The sequence below is a fragment of the Salinispora sp. H7-4 genome, assembly GCF_013416675.1.
GTDB classification, from domain to species: Bacteria; Actinomycetota; Actinomycetes; order Mycobacteriales; family Micromonosporaceae; genus Micromonospora; species Micromonospora vitiensis.
This window is the reverse complement of sequence record NZ_JABZED010000003.1, coordinates 341,895-358,827: the sequence shown is the minus strand read 5'-3', so window position 1 is coordinate 358,827 and position 16,933 is coordinate 341,895. Positions and strand designations below refer to the sequence as shown.

General features: G+C 73.2%; 12 protein-coding genes. 8 read left to right on the top strand and 4 right to left on the bottom strand.

All coding sequences use genetic code 11. The annotated features are described in order from the left end of the window. The first annotated feature begins 4 nt into the window (after positions 1–4). The 6 genes from H0524_RS03565 to nudC all read left to right on the top strand — a co-directional run bounded on the left by H0524_RS03565 (position 5) and on the right by nudC (position 10,896). Positions 5–3,475: an ATP-dependent DNA helicase gene (locus H0524_RS03565; RefSeq protein WP_180197359.1), complete on the top strand. Its 3,471-nt coding sequence runs from the start codon at positions 5–7 to the stop codon at positions 3,473–3,475. After that, a complete protein-coding gene (locus tag H0524_RS03560; protein WP_180197358.1) occupies positions 3,472–6,951 on the top strand; it encodes an ATP-dependent DNA helicase in 3,480 nt (1,159 codons plus the stop codon). Before H0524_RS03565 ends, H0524_RS03560 begins: the two co-directional genes overlap by 4 nt. Positions 6,952–7,064: 113 nt before the next feature. Further along, positions 7,065–7,247 (top strand): hypothetical protein, encoded by a 183-nt coding sequence (locus H0524_RS03555; RefSeq protein WP_018222739.1) that lies wholly within the window; start codon positions 7,065–7,067, stop codon positions 7,245–7,247. Between the two features lie 51 nt (positions 7,248–7,298). Next, positions 7,299–8,612, top strand: coding sequence for a pitrilysin family protein (locus H0524_RS03550; protein ID WP_180197357.1), 1,314 nt, complete (start codon positions 7,299–7,301; stop codon positions 8,610–8,612). Then, entirely contained in the window at positions 8,609–9,952 is a 1,344-nt protein-coding gene (locus tag H0524_RS03545; RefSeq protein ID WP_018726088.1) for a pitrilysin family protein, read from the top strand. The genes H0524_RS03550 and H0524_RS03545 overlap by 4 nt, the downstream gene beginning before the upstream one ends. After that, positions 9,949–10,896, top strand: a complete 948-nt coding sequence (gene nudC, locus H0524_RS03540; protein WP_018726087.1) for an NAD(+) diphosphatase — start codon at positions 9,949–9,951, stop codon at positions 10,894–10,896. Before H0524_RS03545 ends, nudC begins: the two co-directional genes overlap by 4 nt. A gap of 182 nt (positions 10,897–11,078) precedes the next feature. Here nudC and H0524_RS03535 read toward each other — a convergent pair whose 3' ends face one another. The 3 genes from H0524_RS03535 to H0524_RS03525 all read right to left on the bottom strand — a co-directional run bounded on the left by H0524_RS03535 (position 11,079) and on the right by H0524_RS03525 (position 12,872). Further along, a complete protein-coding gene (locus H0524_RS03535) occupies positions 11,079–11,354 on the bottom strand; it encodes a hypothetical protein (RefSeq protein ID WP_018726085.1) in 276 nt (91 codons plus the stop codon). Positions 11,355–11,592: 238 nt separating this feature from the next. Continuing rightward, complete coding sequence (locus tag H0524_RS03530; RefSeq protein WP_180197356.1) at positions 11,593–11,820, bottom strand: DUF397 domain-containing protein; 228 nt, start codon at positions 11,818–11,820, stop codon at positions 11,593–11,595. Between the two features lie 71 nt (positions 11,821–11,891). Next, positions 11,892–12,872 carry a helix-turn-helix transcriptional regulator gene (locus H0524_RS03525; protein ID WP_026322488.1) on the bottom strand — a complete coding sequence of 327 codons (981 nt, stop codon included), beginning with the start codon at positions 12,870–12,872 and terminating at the stop codon, positions 11,892–11,894. Positions 12,873–13,030: 158 nt separating this feature from the next. Between H0524_RS03525 and H0524_RS03520 the strand changes: the two genes are divergently transcribed. Beyond that, on the top strand, positions 13,031–14,371 hold the full coding sequence (locus H0524_RS03520; RefSeq protein ID WP_180197355.1) for an MFS transporter: 1,341 nt from the start codon (positions 13,031–13,033) through the stop codon (positions 14,369–14,371). Here the strand turns inward: H0524_RS03520 and H0524_RS03515 are convergent. Next, positions 14,340–14,582 (bottom strand): mycoredoxin, encoded by a 243-nt coding sequence (locus H0524_RS03515; RefSeq protein WP_018222747.1) that lies wholly within the window; start codon positions 14,580–14,582, stop codon positions 14,340–14,342. The two genes, H0524_RS03520 and H0524_RS03515, sit on opposite strands and share 32 nt — an antisense overlap. Before the next feature lie 81 nt (positions 14,583–14,663). Between H0524_RS03515 and H0524_RS03510 the strand changes: the two genes are divergently transcribed. Next, positions 14,664–16,823: an ATP-dependent DNA helicase UvrD2 gene (locus H0524_RS03510; protein WP_180197354.1), complete on the top strand. Its 2,160-nt coding sequence runs from the start codon at positions 14,664–14,666 to the stop codon at positions 16,821–16,823. The last annotated feature ends 110 nt before the right edge of the window (positions 16,824–16,933 follow it).

Here is a 16,933-nt window from a genome sequence, read left to right as displayed (position 1 = left end):
GGGGATGCAGGCATACCGGCTGGTACGCCGGTCCGGCGGGCCGGCAGGGGCGTTCACTCCGCCGAGCGACCGTGCCCCGGTGGGCGAGCACGGTCGGTGGGGCGAGCACGGTCGGTTCGGTGAGCACGGCCGGTGGGGCGAGCGGCTCGACGACCCCCGGCAGGCGGAGGTGATCGGCCACGCCGTCGGGCCGATGCTGGTGCTCGGTGGTCCGGGCACCGGCAAGACCGCCACCCTGGTCGAGGCGGTTGCCGCGCGGGTAGCCGAGGGGGTGGATCCCGAGCGCGTTCTGGTGCTCACCTTCAGTCGTCGACAAGCGACCGGCCTGCGCCAGCGCATCGAGTCCCGGATCGCCGCCGCGGGCCACCGGGTGCTGCGGGAACCACTGGTACGCACCTTCCCGGCGTACGCGTTCGGGCTGCTGCGTCGGGCCGCCGCGGAGCGCGGCGAACCCTCGCCCCGGCTGCTCACCGGCCCCGAGCAGGATCTGATCATTCGGGAGTTGCTGGACCTGGTGGGCGAGGAGCCGGACGACGATCCGGTGGGCTGGCCGGAGGACCTGCGCCCGGCCCTGCGTACCCGCGCCTTCGCCAGCCAGCTGCGGGACCTGCTGATGCGGGCCGCCGAGCGGGGCGTCGGTCCGGTGGAGCTGGCTCGGCTGGGTGAGCAGCTCGGCCGGGCCGACTGGCCGGCCGCCGCCCGGTTCCTCCGGGAGTACGTCGCCGTGCTGGCGCTGCGCGATGTCGGCAACCGCGGTTCGATCGCCTACGACCCGGCCGAGCTGGTCCGCGCCGCCACCGGAATGCTGCTCGACGATCCGGCGCTGCTGGCCGCGGAGCGGCGCCGGCTGGCGCACGTCTACGTGGACGAGTACGCCGACACCGACCCTGCCCAGCAGGAGCTGCTGGCGACCGTGGCGGGGGGCGGCAAGGCGCTGGTCGTCCTCGCCGATCCCGACTCCTCCACGTACGCCTTCCGTGGTGCCGACCCGGACGGTGTGGTGACCTTTCCGCACCGATTCCGGACCGCCTCCGGTGCGCCGGCGGCGCGGGTCGTCCTCACCACGTCGTACCGGGCCGGTCCCGGACTGCTGGCGGCGCACGCGCGGCTGGCCCGCCGGCTGCGTGGCCCGGCCACACACCGGCGGACCCGGGCGTTACCCGCAGCGGCGGCGGGCACGGCGGAGGTCCGTACGTTCCGCTCGGCCGCCAGCGAGGCGGCCTGGCTGGCGCATGCGCTGCGGGCGGCGCACCTGCTCGACGGGGTGCCCTGGTCGGAGATGGCCGTGTTGGTGCGCTCCACCGGGCGAGCGCTGCCCTCGCTGCGGCGTGCCCTGCACGCCGCCGGGGTGCCCACCGTGGTGCATGGCGAGGACCTGCCGCTGCACCTGCAACCGGCGGTTGCCCCGCTGCTGCTGCTGTTGCGCTGTGCGCTCGCCCCGGACCGGCTCGATGAGGAGGCGGCCGTCGCCCTGCTGCACTCACCGTTGGGCGGGGCGGATCCGCTGGCGGAGCGGCGGCTGCGGCAGGGGCTGCGGGTTATGGCTCTGGCCGCCGGCGACCGCCGACCCTCCGGCGAGCTGATCGTCGAGGTGCTGCGGGACCCGGCCGAGCTGGCCGGCATCGACCGCCGGTGGGCGGAGCCGGCGCAGACGGTGGCCGGTCTGTTGGCGATTGCCCGCGAGGCCGCCGCCCGGCCGGGCGCCACCGCCGAGGAGGTGCTCTGGGCGGTGTGGCGGGCCAGTGGCCTCGCCGACCTCTGGTCGGCGGCGCTGGCCCGCACCCCGGCGGCGGCCGGGGAGGGGGAGGTCGCCCGGCGTCGTCGCGCCGAGGCCGCCGACCGGGACCTGGACGCGGTGCTGGTGCTCTTCGACGCCGCCGCCCGGTTCACCGACCGGCTGCCCGGGGCGCGGGTCGAGGTCTTCCTCGACCACGTGCTCGGGCAGGACCTGCCCGCCGACACTCTCGCCCCGACCGCGGACCGGGGCGACGCGGTCCGGCTGCTCACCGCGCACGCCGCGAAGGGGCTGGAGTGGGATCTGGTCGCCGTCGCCGGAGTGCAGGAGGGGGTCTGGCCCGACCTGCGGTTGCGGGGCAGTCTGCTGGGGTCGGAGCGCCTCGTGGACGTGCTCGCCGGCCGCTCGGCCGGCGAGGGGCGGCGGGTCTCCGTCGTTGGCCAGACCTCGGCCCTGCTGGACGAGGAGCGGCGGCTCTTCCACGTCGCGGTGACCCGGGCCCGACGCCGGCTGCTGGTCAGCGCCGTGGCCAGCGCCGCCGTCGGGGGCGATGACCACGACGAGCAGCCGAGCCGGTTCCTGCACGAACTCGGCGTGGCCGACCCGTCACCGGCCGAGGATGCGGGACCGGACGGAGCCGCGCCACCGGCCGCGGGCGCGGGACCGGACGGAGGTGTGCGACCCGGCCAGGGCGCGGGACCGGACGACGCCCGGACGGCCACGTTGCCGCTCAGCCGGCCGCCCCGGGCGCTCACGCTGGCGTCGCTGGTGGCGGAGCTGCGCACCGCGGTGACCGACCCGAGCGCGCCGGTGCCCCGGCGGCGGGCGGCCGCGGCTGAGCTGGCCCGGCTCGCCGCCGAGGGGGTCGCCGGGGCGCACCCGGACGACTGGTGGGGCCTGCGTCCGCTCTCCGACGAACGGCCGCTGGTCGCCGACGGCGAGCCGGTGCGGGTCACCCCGTCCGGGATGGAGAGCGCCCTGCGGTGCAGCCTGCGCTGGCTGCTCGAACGGCATGGCGGTGGCGCGCCGGCCAGCGCGGCGCAGGGGGTGGGAAATCTGGTGCACGCCGCCGCGATGCTGGCCGAGAACGCCAGCTCGGACCGGCGGGCGCTGCTCGACTACGTGGCGGCCCGGTTCGACGCGATCGAGCTGGCGGCCCGTTGGCTGGTCGGCCCGGAGCAGGCCCGCGCCGAGGCGATGGTGGACAAGCTGCTGCGCTGGCTGGCCACCAACCCGCGTCGGCTGCTCGCCATCGAGCACGAGTTCGCCGTCCGACTGGACGACCCACGCCACCCCGTCGACCTGGTGGGCCGGGTGGACCGGCTGGAGGTGGACCCGGACGGCCGGCTCGTGGTGGTTGACCTCAAGACCGGCAAGTCGACCGCGGTGACCGCAGCGGACCTCGCCGAGCATCCGCAGCTGGGCGCGTACCAGGCCGCGGTCGAGGCGGGTGCGTTCGGCGAGTTCGGGACCGAGTCCGGGGGCGCATCCCTGGTGCAGCTCGGCACCGGCACCAAGGAAGCCCGGGAACAGGCCCAGCCGCCGGCCGGCGAGGGGCCGGCGGCTGGCTGGGCGACCGCCCTGGTCCGGCGGACCGCCGAGACGATGGCCGCCGCCACCTTCGCCGCGGTCGCCAACTCGAAGTGTCGGGTCTGCCCGGTGCGCACCAGCTGCCCGGTGTCTGGGCAGGGGCGCCAGGTCGTCGAACCGCCGAGTACTCGCCCAGCGGAGGGCCCGTGACCCAGCCGACCCTGTTCAGCGCGGCGACCCCGACTCCCCGCCGGGCCGACGCCGGGCCCCGGTACACCCCGGTCGAGTTGGCGAAGCTGCTGCGACTGCCGGCGCCCACCCGGGAACAGGCGGCGATCATCGCCGCCCCGGTGGAGCCGTTGCTCGTCGTCGCGGGCGCCGGTTCCGGCAAGACCGAGACGATGGCCGCCCGGGTGGTCTGGCTGGTGGCCAACTCGTACGTCCAACCGGAGCAGGTGCTCGGTCTGACGTTCACCCGCAAGGCCGCCGGGGAGCTGGCGCACCGCGTCCGGACCCGGCTCGGTCAGCTCGTTCGCCGGCTCGGGCGCACCGGGCGACACCCGCTCGACGATCCGTTGTCCGGCGAGCCGACGGTCGCCACCTACCACTCGTACGCCGGGCGGGTGGTGACCGAACACGGGCTGCGCGCTGGGTACGAGCCCGCCACCCGGCTGCTCACCGAGGCGTCCCGCTGGCAGCTCGTTGACCTGATCGTGCGGACCTACGACGGCGACATGTCCGAGGTGGACCGGATGCCGAGCACGATCACCGACGCGGTGCTGGCCCTCGCCGGTGAGTTGGACGAGCACCTGGTCGAGCCGGACCAGCTGGCGGCCTGGACCGGGCGGTTCTTCGCCGACGTGCAGTCCCGCCCCGGCCGGGTCTACGCCGACGTGCGCCGGGCGCTCACCCTCGCGCAGGTCCGGTTGAAGCTGCTGCCGCTGGTCCGGGCGTACGCCCGGCGCAAGGAGGATTTCGAGGCGATGGACTTCGCCGACCAGCTGGCTCGGGCGGCCCGGGTCGCCCGGGACCACCCGGTGGTCGGTGCGCTCGAGCGGGACCGCTACCGGGTGGTGCTGCTCGACGAGTATCAGGACACCAGCCATGCCCAGGTGGTGCTGCTGAACGCGCTCTTCGGTGCCGGGCACCCGGTGACCGCGGTCGGTGACCCCTGCCAGTCGATCTACGGCTGGCGGGGGGCGAGTGCGGGCACCCTCGACCGGTTCCGCACGGATTTCGCCCAGGCCGACGGCGCTCCGGCCGAGGTACGCACCCTGACCACCAGTTGGCGTAACCGGCCGGAGATTCTGGCGGTGGCGAACGCCCTCGCCACCCCGCTCCGCGCCGCCGGCGCCCGGGTGCCGGAGCTACGTGCGGCGCTCAGTGTCAAGGACCCGATCCCGCACCGTACCCCCCGTGGGGTGGCTGCCGGCACCGTCCACTGCGCGTTGTTGGACACCTACGCGGACGAGGCGAACTGGATCGCCGACAGCCTGCTGCGCGCCTGGCAGGGAGCGGCGGGGATGCCCGGGGCGTTGCCCGAGCACCTTCCGGTCGTGGCGCGTCCCACCACCGCGGTGCTGGTCCGGCTGCGCAGCCAGATTCCGGCGATCGAGTCGGCGCTGCGGGCCCGGGGCCTGCCGGTCGAGGTGGTGGGGCTGGGCGGCCTCCTGGACACCCCGGAGGTGCGGGACGTGGTCTGCACCCTGCGGGTGCTGGCCGACCCGACCGACGGGGCGGCGCTGCTTCGGTTGCTGACCGGTGCCCGGTGGCGGATCGGGCCGCGGGACCTGGTGGCCCTGCACCGTCGGGCTCGGGCCATCGCCGCCGCACGCCGGCAGCTCGCGGCCGATGACGAGCCGGAGATCGTCCCGGATGTGCTGGACGAGGCGACCCTGGTGGAGGCCCTGGCCGATCTGGGGCCGGCGCCGGCATACTCGGCGGAGGGCTATGCCCGGCTCCGCGCCGCCGCCCAGGAACTGGGCCTGCTGCGTTACCGGCTGGATCAGTCGCTGCCAGACCTGATCGCGGACATTGAGCGGACGATCGGGCTGGACGTGGAGGTGGCGGTGCGTGCCGGCCGGGACGAGGCCGGCGACGCTGGGCTGGCCCGGGGGCACCTGGATGCGCTCGGTGACGTCGCGGCCCGGTTCAGCGGGGAGACACCGGGCGCCACGCTCTCGGCCTTCCTGGCCTACCTGGCGGCGGCGGAGGACGAGGAGCGTGGGCTCGCCCCCGGCGAGGTGGAGGTGGTCGAGGGAGCGGTGCAGGTTCTCACCGCGCACGCGGCCAAGGGCCTGGAGTGGGACATCGTGGCGGTGGCGGGGCTGAGTCGCGGGGTGTGGCCGGGTCCGGCGCGCAACTCCGATCACTGGCTGGGCGGGCTGGGCGTGCTGCCGTTCCCGCTGCGCGGCGACGCTGCCGGGTTGCCGGTGTTGGCGCTGGCCGCGGCGGAGGAGCAGCGCGGGGTGGCGCAGGCTCTGGCGGACTTCACCGCAGCGTGGCGGGCGCACGACGAGCGGGAGGAGCGGCGGTTGGCGTACGTCGCGGTGACTCGTCCCCGCCGGCTGCTGCTCTGCTCCGGGCATTGGTGGGGGGAGGGCACCAAACGTCCGCGCGGCCCCTCCGCGCTCCTGCGGGACCTGCATCAGGCCTGCCGGGACGGGGGCGCTGGGCAGGTGGTGGACGAGTGGGCGGCGGAGCCCGCCCCGGACGCCGTGAATCCCACGACCGAGGTGGTGCTTCGGGCGGAGTGGCCGGCTGACCCGTTGGGTGCCCGTCGACCGGTGCTCACCGAGGCGGCAACCCTGGTGCGGCGCTACCTGACAGCGGGGGTGCCGCCCCGTCCGGCAGCCGGCGGCATCGCGGTGGCCGGCCCGCCGGTGCCGAGCGTGGGCGAACCGGGTGGCGACGATCCGGGTGGCGACGATCTGGGCGGCGACGATCTGGGTGGCAATGTCCTGGGTGGCGACGACCCGGAGGTGGCGCGTTGGCGCCGGGAGGCCGATCTGCTGCTCGCCGAGCGGGCCGAGCTGACCCGACAGGCTGGCCCGATTGAGGTCGTGCTGCCCGCCGCGCTCTCGGTCACCCAACTGGTGGCGCTGCGACGGGACCCGGCGGCCCTGGCCCGGTCACTGCGCCGGCCCCTGCCCACCGAACCAAATCCGTACGCCCGTCGGGGTACCGCCTTCCACACCTGGCTGGAGCAGCGGTTCGGGGCTGGCCGGCTGCTCGACGTGGACGAGTTACCCGGTGCGGCGGATGCGGACGCCGCACCGGACGAGGCGCTCACCGAACTCCAGGAGCGCTTCCTGGCCAGTGAGTGGGCGGATCGGACGCCGGTCGAGGCCGAGGTGCCGTTCGCGACGGTGATCGCCGGGGTGGTCGTCCGGGGCCGGATGGACGCGGTCTTCGGTCGGCCCGGCGGCCGGTTCGACGTGGTGGACTGGAAGACCGGCCGGCAGCCCACCGGAGCCGCCGCCGCGGCGGCAGCGGTGCAGCTCGCGGTCTATCGACTGGCCTGGGCGGAGCTGGCGGGGGTTCCGGTTGCGCAGGTGGGTGCGGCGTTCCACTACGTCCGGGACGGGGCGACGGTGCGGCCGGTGGACCTGCTTGACGCCGCGGGTCTCGCCGCGCTGATCGCCTCGGTCCCGGAACGTGGGGCGGAGGGAACCATCGCTGGCTGAGTCAGCAATTGGCGGCGGATGGGTCCGAATGGTGATTGCGTCCGGCGGCAGGGCCCGCGAGGCTGGTCCGAGGGGGATGACACCGCCGTCCGCTCAGGGTGGAAGGGGTATGCATGACGGGGCAAAGCGGCCTGGACGCGGTACGGGAACTACTGTTGGTGGCGGCGGTCGCCGGGGTCGGGGTACTGCTCGCCCTGATCGTCGTCTTCAGCCCGTGGCACGCCGTGCCGGACAAGGCCGCGCCGGCGGCCCCGGTTGAGCTGCGCAGTCCGGAACCGACAGCGACCGTGGGCTGAGTGCGGCGGGAGGCCATCGGTGCGTCCGCGTGGACGGGTTAGGGTCGACGCGTGTCGACCACCCGCAGAGCGACGATTCCCGCAACGAGGTACCCCGTCGAGCGCTTCACACTCGACAATGGTCTGCGGGTGGTGCTCACCCCGGACCGTAGCGCCCCGGTGATCGGGGTGGCAGTCGTCTACGACGTCGGTATTCGCTCCGAGCCGGAGGGGCGCACCGGCTTCGCGCACCTCTTCGAACACCTGATGTTCCAGGGTTCGGAGAATCTGGAGAAGCTGGCCCACTTCCGGCACGTACAGGGGGCGGGCGGCACCTTCAACGGCTCCACCCACCTGGACTACACCGACTACTACGAGACGTTGCCCGGCAACGCCCTCGAACGGGCTCTCTTCCTTGAGGCGGACCGGATGCGCGGCCCCCGGTTGACCGAGGAGAATCTGCGCAACCAGGTCGACGTGGTCAAGGAGGAGATCCGGGTCAACGTGCTCAACCGGCCGTACGGCGGTTTTCCGTGGCTCACCCTGCCACCGGTGCTCTTCGACACCTTCCCCAACGCGCACGACGGCTACGGGTCCTTCACGGACCTTGAGTCGGCCACGGTGGCCGACGCCGCCGACTTTTTCCAGCACTACTACGCCAGCGGCAACGCGGTACTGGCGGTCAGCGGCGACATCGACGTAGCCGAGGCGGTCGAGCTGGTCGAGCGGCACTTCGGCGATGTGCCGGCCCGTCCGGCCCCGGTCCGGCCAAGCTTCGCCGAGCCGGACCTGACCGCCGAGCGGCGGGTGTCGTACACCGATCGACTGGCCCCACTGCCGGCGGTCGCCTCGGCCTGGCGGGTGCCGGACCCGATCGGCGACTTCGCCGGCTACCTCCCGTACGCGGTGCTCGCCGAGGTGCTCACCGACGGGGACGCCGCCCGGTTGGTCGAACGGCTGGTCCAGCGGGACCGGTCGGTCACCGGCGTCGGCGGTTATCTGGGCTTCATGGGGGACCCGTTCGACGTCCGCGATCCGACGGCCCTCCTGCTCCAAGCACACCTGCCACCCGATGGTGACGTGGACAAGGTGCTGCAGACGGTGGATGAGGAGCTGGACCGGCTGGCCACCGACGGGCTGGCCGACGGTGAGCTGGCCCGTACCCAGGCTCGGATGGCCACGCACCTGTTGCGCGACACGGACGCGGTGCTGGGGCGGGCCCTACGAATGGCCGTCCTGGAGCAGCAACGCGGTGAGCCCGGTCTGCTCAACGAGTTGCCCCGCCTGGTCGGCGAGGTCACCGAGGAGTCGATCCGTACCGCCGCCGCCACCCTGCGCCCCCAGCGTCGGGCCACCGTCGAGGTGCTCGCGGGGGCGGAGCAGTGAGCGCCGCGATGACGACCGCCTCGCGCGCCCTGCCGCCGCTCGGGCCGACCCGGAAACTGAAGCTGCCGAAGCAGGCCGAGCGGAGGCTCGGCAACGGTCTCACCGTGATCGCGGTCCGCCGGCCGGCGGTGCCCCTGGTCGAGGTGCGGCTCGGGATACCGTTCGGGCAGGTGCATCCAGCCCGGGCCGCGATGCTCGCAGAGACCCTGCTCTCCGGTACGACGACGCTGACCGGGGTGCAGATCGCCGCGGAGTTGCAGAAGGTCGGTGGTGGGCTCTCCGCCGGGGTTGACCCAGACCGGTTGATGCTCTCCGGCGCGGGCTTGGCGACTGGCCTGGACCGGATGTTGGAGCTGCTGGCCGGGGTGCTGACTGCGGCGGCCTACCCGGCCGACGAGGTCGCCACCGAGCGGGATCGGCTGGTCGACCGGATCCAGCTGGCCCAGTGCCAGCCGGGGCACCTGGCCCGTACCGCCCTGCTCAAGCGGATCTACGGCCGGCACCCGTACGCGGTGCAGACACCGACCCCGGATCAGGTCCGCGCGGTGCGTCCGAGCGTGCTGCGGAAGCTGCATGACCAGCGGGTGCATCCGACCGGTGCGGTCCTGGTGCTGGTCGGTGATGTCCAGCCGGAACGGGCGTTGGACGCGGCCGAGCAGGCGCTCGGCGGGTGGAATGGCGCCGGTCAGGTTGTCGGGCTACCGGCGACGCCGCCGTTGGAACCGGGGCCGCTGCTCCTCGTTGACCGCCCCGAATCGGTTCAGTCGTCGCTGCGGATCGCACTGCCGGCGGTGCCGCGCACCGACCCCGACCACGCCGCCCTGCAGCTCGCGAACCTGATCTTCGGAGGTTACTTCTCGTCCCGATGGGTGGAGAACATTCGCGAGGAGAAGGGCTACACGTACGGACCGTACTCGTTGGTCGAGCACTCGGTCGCCGGGTCGGTCCTGCTCGCCGCCGCCGAGGTGGCCACCGACGTGACCGGTGCGGCGCTGCTGGAGACCCAGTACGAGTTGGGTCGGCTGGCCTGCGTCGCACCGGGTGCGGAGGAGCTGGAGCAGGCCCGTCAGTACGCTCTCGGCACGCTCCAGCTCGGCATCTCCACCCAGGCTGGGCTGGCGGCGCTGACCAGTGCGTACGCCAGTAGTGGCCTGCGTCTGGACTTCTTGGCCGAGCACGCGGCCCGGCTGGCGAAGGCGACGGTGGCTGATGTCGCCGACGCGGCGGCCCGGTACCTCGCCCCGGCCCGCGCGGTCACCGTCGTGCTGGGGGATGCGCAGCGGGTCGCCGGGCAGTTGGGGGCGCTCGCCGAGGTTGTGACCGAACCGGCGGCTCCGTGACAGACGGTGGCCCGGCCCCGGCGCTGGCCCGCTCCACCCTGGACCGGGCCGCACACCGGCGTACCGATCCCGACTGGTTGGGTCGGGCCTGGGGACGGTGCCGGGTGCTCGTGTTGGACAGCGGCAACGTGGGGCGGGCGTTGGTGTCCGCCGGTCCGGAGTCGCCGGTGTTGGTGCTGGTCGACCCGGAGGAGGTGCCGGCGGACGCAGCTGCCCGGGCGATCTTCCTCGGCGTTGAGCCCGATGGCGTACCAGTGTTTACGGTGGACGCGCCCCTGCCGGTGCTCCCCGGCGTCCGCGCGGCGCACCTGTTGGAGGTCGGCCACCTGCTCAGCGACCGGGACGCGGGCCTGCTCACCACCGGTCTGGCGCTGCTCAACTGGCACCGTGGGCACCGGTACTCCCCACGGACCGGGCAGGAAACCACGATGGATGAGGCCGGATGGTCCCGGGTTGCCCCGGCGGGGGAGCGGATGTGGCCGCGGACCGACCCGGCGATGATCGTCCTGGTGCACGACGGGCGGTCCGGTCGGGATGGGCGCTGCCTGTTGGGCAACAATGCCGCCTGGCCGCGGGTGCCGGGTGAGCTGCGCTTCTCCTGCCTCGCCGGCTACGTGGAGCCCGGGGAGTCGGCCGAGGCGGCGGTGCTGCGTGAGGTACGCGAGGAGGTGGACGTCCCGGTCACGGATATCACGTACGTGGGTAGCCAGGCCTGGCCGTTCCCCGGTTCGTTGATGCTGGGTTTTCAGGCGGTGGCCGACCCGCGGCATCCGGTGCGGGTCGACCCGGCGGAGATCACGGCGGCCCGTTGGTTCACCCGGTCCGAGGTCAGCGCGGCGCTGGGCGGGCAGAGCGTTGCCGTCCAGGAGGCTCGGCTGGTCCTGCCGCCGTCGTCTTCGATCGCGTCCTTCCTGCTGCGCTACTGGCTCGACGGCCACTGTTGACGGCGGCGCCGCTGGCGGTTGCGGGCGGGCGTCGCCGGGCGGTGGTGGTCGGTTCCGAACGTGGTCCCGGCCCGCGACCGCCGTTGCCGCGACGGTCACGGGCCGGGGACCGTGCCGTCGAGACCGGCTGGGGTGAGGAGCACGGCGGGGAGCCGGGCCGGTTCCGACGGACGGGTAACCGCTCAGCCGCCTCGGTCGTCCGGCCAACTCGGCCAGGCGGACGGGGGTTCGTCGAGCGGGAGCACCTTGACCCGTTGCCGGCCGGCACGGACCGCGCCGACCGCGGCGAGGGCGCGGGCGAGCAGGAGTGCGGCTTCGCGGTCGTCGGCGTGGACGACCTGCCGGCGTGGCTCGGGCGCGACGGTCTCGTCGCGCAGCCGGCCGCCGCCGGCCCAGGCGGTGGTGAGGTCCACGTCAGCCGCCGCGCGGACGTCGGTGCGAACGATCAGGAACCGCATGTCGGTCTCCGGATGGGTGCCGCGACGATCGGGAACGGAGTGGAAGTTCCACGTCACTGCGGGTCATGCTACGCCGCGTAGCGGGCCTGGCAACCGAAATGCCGCGATGGGCCGGCAGACTGGCCGATCGGGCGAGGGGCGTCCGGGCCGGGTGCCCGAACTGACCGCCGCCCTGGCGTGCGAGGACGACGCGGGGCCGCCGGTGCACCTACGCACCGGCGGCCCCGACGGAGGCGGGTCAGATCCGGTCGAGCTGGCCTTCCTTGGCCGCGGCCAGGAAGCTCTGCCACTCACCTCGGTCGAACAGCAGCACCGGACCGCCCCGATCCTTGCTGTCCCGCAGGGCCACCGTGGCTGGCAGCGGCGCTACCTCGACGCAGTTTGAGGTCTGGCTGCGGGTGCTCTTTCGCCACGCTGCCCGCGCCAGGTCGGGGCAGGCAGTCGGCGTGTCGTGGATTTCGTTCATGGTTGCACTCCTGTGTGAACCGGCCGATGGACGAGTAGTGCCCGCACGGACCGACGCTGGGTGCCGGTGGGTCAGCGTTCCGTCAATCGCCCGGGGCGTCGGCGGCGCTGGGCCGGCGGTGTTGCCGCCCCGAACGCCGATGCCGACGAGGGTGCTGCCTCGAATGGCTGTCTCCTGGCCTGATTCAGCCAGGAGAGAGTCTCCGATGCGGGGAGTGCTGCCGTGCATAACCACTCAAAGACCACTTTATAGCGATTTAGGATTTTTGCCTCGGTTGACATGGTGTTCAAGAACCCGCTTTCGATCGCCAGGGTCTCGGGATCCTGCGGGTCGGTGAACCGGTAGAGGGAGAACGCCGTCGGCGGCAGGTACCAACCGCTCGCCTGGGTGTCCCGAGGCAGCACATGCAGCGTGACATTGGGCAGCTTGGCCAACTCGTAGAGCTGCCCGAGCTGCTCCCGGAGCACGTCGGCCGGCCCGGCGCGGCCCCCGAGCGCCGTCTCCTCGAGTACGGCCGTGTAGCGGGGTGCGTCCGGTCCCCGGGTGAGCAGCGACTGGCGGGCCAGCCGGGCGCCCACCTCGGTCTCGATGTCCTCGGTGCCATCCGGCTCGCCAGCCGCTTCGTCGACATCCCGGGCGGAGGCGATGCGAATGCGGGCGTAACCGGGCGTCTGGAGTAGCCCCGGTACGAGCAGCGGGTGATACTCCGAGATCTCCACACAGCCCGCCTCCAACTCGGCGAAGCCGCGCTGCTGTGGGGTCATGACCGGGTAGTTCCGCAGCCAGCCACGGATGTCGCCGGCCTCGCCGGTGATGGTCAGCAACTCGTCCCGCAGTGTGATGTCGACCCGGTAGAGATCGAGCAGTGCGCGGACATCCTGCGGGTCTGGCCGGCTGCGGCCATTCTCCAGGCGAGACAGTTTGGAGGCGGAGGCCCAACCGACCCGCTCGACTACCTGGTCCCCGGTGAGGCCGGTGGTCTCGCGTAACCGCCGCAGTTCGGAGCCCAACCTGCGGCGCCGCAGGATGGGGCTGGGTGCGACTGGAGGCACGTGTCCTCTTTTCCGTAGACCGTCGTAGATGCGACGGTAACTCTCTGAATTCGCCCCTAACCCTCAGTATGGAACGACGCGGCCGGCGCCGGAGGTTCTGGTGGGGGCGTGTCTCGACCAAAGGCGGCACGCCGTGTACCACTTCTGACGGAGGGAAGATGCGTACCGTCCTGCGCCGCCCGGACTTCCGGCTGCTCTTCGGTGGCCTGGTGGCCAGCATGACCGCCGAGTCGATCTTGTTGCTCGCGCTCGCCATCTGGGTCAAGGAACTGACCGGGTCGAGTGGACTGGCCGGGGCCACCATCTTCGCGATCATCGCCCCGATGACGCTGGCACCCCTGGTCGGCTGGGTCGTCGACCGGTATCCGCGCAAGCCCCTGTTCGTGGCTGCCAACCTGGTCACGGCCGCCCTACTCACCCCGTTGTTCGCCGTCGGAGACCGTACCGACCTCTGGCTCATCTACCTGGTCGCCATCTTCTACGGTCTGTCGTACATCACCCTCAGCGCGGCGCTCAGCGGCCTCCTGCGGCACCTGGTGCCGGCAGCGTTGCTGGCCGACGCGAACGGCGTGCTCCAGACGGTGCGGCAGGGACTGCGGTTGCTCGGCCCGCTGGCGGGGGCCGCCCTCTACACCGCCGTCGGCGGCGGACTGCTGGCCGGCGTGGCGATCGTCGGCTTCGTGGCCGCGGCAGTGCTGGTGGGCCTGCTCCGAGTCACCGAGTCGCCCCGGCCGCGACCGGGGCGTAGCCGTCCCGACCGACCGGCCGGAGCGGCTCGATGCGGCTACTGCCCCCGGGGCTGCACCCAGCCGTCCAGCGCGGCGCGGCGACCGCGCCGCCCGTCGCGCTGGTCGGCCGAACTCGGCGCGGGCCTGCGGTACCTGGCCGACGAGCCGGCGCTGCGCCGGGCACTGCTCGGCTACGGTCTCGGTTCGCTGGTGATGGGCTTCAGCGAGTCGCTGATCTTCGCCTACGTTGACCACGGCCTTCGCCGCGACGCGGCGTTCGTGGGAGTGCTCGTGACCGTGCAGGGAGTCGGTGGCCTCGCTGGTGGGCTGGTCTCCTCCGGCGTGATCCGGCGGGTGGGAGAGGTCGGCGCGCTCGCCGTGGGGGTGGCGCTGTTCGGGTCGGCCGCGCTGACGCTCGCCCACCCCAACCTCTGGCTGGGCTGCGCCGCCCTCCTGCTGGCCGGGGTGTCGCTGCCGCTCACCATGGTCGGCCTGCACACGCTGATCCAGCGGCGTACGCCGGCACCGCTGATCGGCCGGGTCGCCGCCGGCGCCGACGCGGTGATCAGCGGCCCGCGGGCCATCTCCATCGGGGGTGGCGCACTGCTCGTCGGCGTCGTCGACTACCGGCTGCTCTTCGTGGCGGTGGGCCTGGTCACCCTCCTGGCCAGCAGCTACCTCTGGGGCGGGCGCCGGTTGAGCCCATCGGCCCAGCCGGCGCCCGACGGGCCCGCACCGGTCAGGCGGAGATCTCCGACAGGTGCTCCTTGACCTGACGAATAGTGGGGTTGGTCAGCGCGCTGCCATCCGCGAAGCGCAGCGTCGGCACGGTCTGGTTGCCGCCGTTGACGCTCATCACGAACTCGGCGGCCGCCGGCTCCTGCTCGATGTCGACCACCTCGTACCCGATGCCCTCCCGGTCCAGCTGTGACTTCAGCCGGTGGCAGTAGCCGCACCAGGGCGTGGAGTACATCGTCAACATCGGCAGACCTCCAAGGGTTGGTCGTGATTCAAGCCAGGCTAACCACACCAACGTTGGGAGCGGCTGGAACAATTCCTCGCTGTGGTGTCCCACTCAGCGTCCGACCGGGTGCTCGCCGGCCTCGACCCAGAGCAGCGGGCGGCGGTAACCGCCCCGGCCGGCCCGGTCTGCGTCCTGGCCGGCGCCGGCACCGGGAAGACCCGGGCGGTCACCTCCCGGATCGCGCACCGGACGTTGACCGGGGAGATCCTGGCCCGGCACCTGCTCGCGGTCACCTTTACCGCGCGGGCCGCCGCCGAACTGCGCAGCCGACTCACCACCCTCGGGGTGCCGGGTGCGCAGGCGCGCACCTTCCACGCCGCGGCGCTGCGTCAGGTGCGCTATTTCGCGCCCCGGCTGCTCGCCGGTCGGGCGATGCCCGAGCTGCTGGACAGTAAGGTCCGGCTGGTCACCCTCGCCGCGGCGAAGGTGGGGATCCGCTCCGACCGGACCGGCGTACGGGACCTCGCGGGCGAGATCGAGTGGGCGAAGTCGTCCCTGGTCGAGCCCGGGGAGTACGTGGTCGCGGCCGCCCGGGCGCTGCGGGACACCCCGTACGAGCCGGCGAAGGTGGCCGAGGTCTTCGCCGCGTACGAGAAGGTCAAACGCGCCGGCGGAGTGATCGATTTCGAGGACATGCTGCGCGCCGCGATCTGGGGAATCGAAGAACACCCGGACGTGGCCGACCAGGTACGCGCCCAGTACCGGCACTTCGTCGTCGACGAGTACCAGGACGTCAACCCGCTGCAACAGCGGCTGCTGGAGGCGTGGCTCGGCGGTGGAGACGACCTGACGGTGGTGGGTGACGCGAGTCAGACGATCTACTCGTTCACCGGCGCGACCTCGTCCTACCTGGTTGACTTCCCCCGTCGGCACCGGGGCGCGACGGTGGTCCGCCTGGTGCGCGACTACCGCTCCACCCCCCAGGTGGTCGGGCTGGCCAACTCGGTCATCGCGCCGGCGCGGGGCACTGAGGCGCGGCTTCGGCTGGAGCTGGTCGGCCAGCGCCCGCCGGGCCCCGAGCCCGAGTTGAGGATCTTCACCGACGAGCCGGCCGAGGCCGCCGCCGTCGCCGCCCGCTGCCGTGCCCTGGTGGACGCCGGTACTCCGGCCCGGGAAATCGCCGTGCTGTTCCGGACCAACGCGCAGTCCGAGGCGTACGAGGAGGCGCTGACCGAGGCCGAGGTGCCGTACCAGGTGCAGGGTGCGGAGCGGTTCTTCGAGCGCACCGAGGTACGACAGGCGATGGTCGCGCTGCGCGCCGCCACCCGCTCCCTTCCCGGTGACACCCCGCTGCCGGCGGCCGTGGTCGAGGCGCTGGCCGCGGTCGGGTGGGCACCGGATGCGCCGCCGGCTGGTGGCGCCGCCCGGGAACGGTGGGCGGCCCTCGCCGCCCTGGTCCAACTCGCCGAGGAGTACGCGGCCAGCGCCCCGGTGCTGCCGATCGGGCCGGCTGCCGCGGTCGAGCGGCCGGCCACGTTGGCCGACTTCACCGATGAGCTGGCCCGCCGGGCCGCCGCTCAGCACGTGCCGACGGTGGAGGGCGTCACCCTCGCCTCCCTGCACTCGGCGAAGGGGCTGGAGTGGGATGCCGTCTTCCTGGTCGGCCTCGCCGAGGGCACCCTGCCCACCACCTACGCGAAGACACCGGAGCAGGTGGAGGAGGAGCGCCGGCTGCTCTACGTGGGCATCACCCGGGCGCGGGAGTGGCTTTGGCTGTCGTACGCCTCAGCCCGTGCACCGGGTGGGCGTCCCCGGCGGCCCTGTCGCTTCCTGCCCCGGCTGGACTCCTCCGGTACCAGTGGGCGGGCCGGTGCGAGCGGGGTACGGCGGGCGGAACGTCGGCGTACCCAGATCGTCTCCTGCCGGGTCTGCGGTACGACGCTGCTTGCTGGCGCGGAGCGCAAGCTGGGCCGGTGCACCGCCTGTCCGTCTGACCTGGACAAGGAGCTGCACGGGCGGCTGGGTGAGTGGCGGCGTCGGGTGGCCGGCGGCCAGCGGGTACCGGACTATGTGGTGTTCACCGACGCGACCCTGGTCGCGTTGGCGGAGCGGCGCCCGCAGCAGCCCCGCGACCTCACCGCGATCGCGGGGATCGGGGCCCGCAAGCTGGGGCTCTACGGGGAGGCGGTGCTTGCCTTGGTAGCCGGCGCGACGGTGGACGAGGTCTGCCCAGAGAAAACTTCCGAAATCTTGCCGTAAATTCGTTTGCCCTCGCCCCTGGGCGCGGCATAGCCTCGGGGCATACCTCGCGAGCGGCGGCATTCGGGCTGCTCACGGGCGTGATTCGGTCGGCACGAGAGAAAGTCAGG

Bases quoted from the DNA above. Each gene is read 5' to 3' on its own strand.
- H0524_RS03555 (WP_018222739.1), top strand. From the start codon at position 7,065: ATGACGGGGCAAAGCGGCCTGGACGCGGTACGGGAACTACTGTTGGTG.
- H0524_RS03520 (WP_180197355.1), top strand. From the start codon at position 13,031: ATGCGTACCGTCCTGCGCCGCCCGGACTTCCGGCTGCTCTTCGGTGGC.
- H0524_RS03535 (WP_018726085.1), bottom strand. From the start codon at position 11,354: ATGCGGTTCCTGATCGTTCGCACCGACGTCCGCGCGGCGGCTGACGTG.
- H0524_RS03515 (WP_018222747.1), bottom strand. From the start codon at position 14,582: ATGTTGACGATGTACTCCACGCCCTGGTGCGGCTACTGCCACCGGCTG.
- H0524_RS03530 (WP_180197356.1), bottom strand. From the start codon at position 11,820: ATGAACGAAATCCACGACACGCCGACTGCCTGCCCCGACCTGGCGCGG.
- H0524_RS03565 (WP_180197359.1), top strand. From the start codon at position 5: ATGCAGGCATACCGGCTGGTACGCCGGTCCGGCGGGCCGGCAGGGGCG.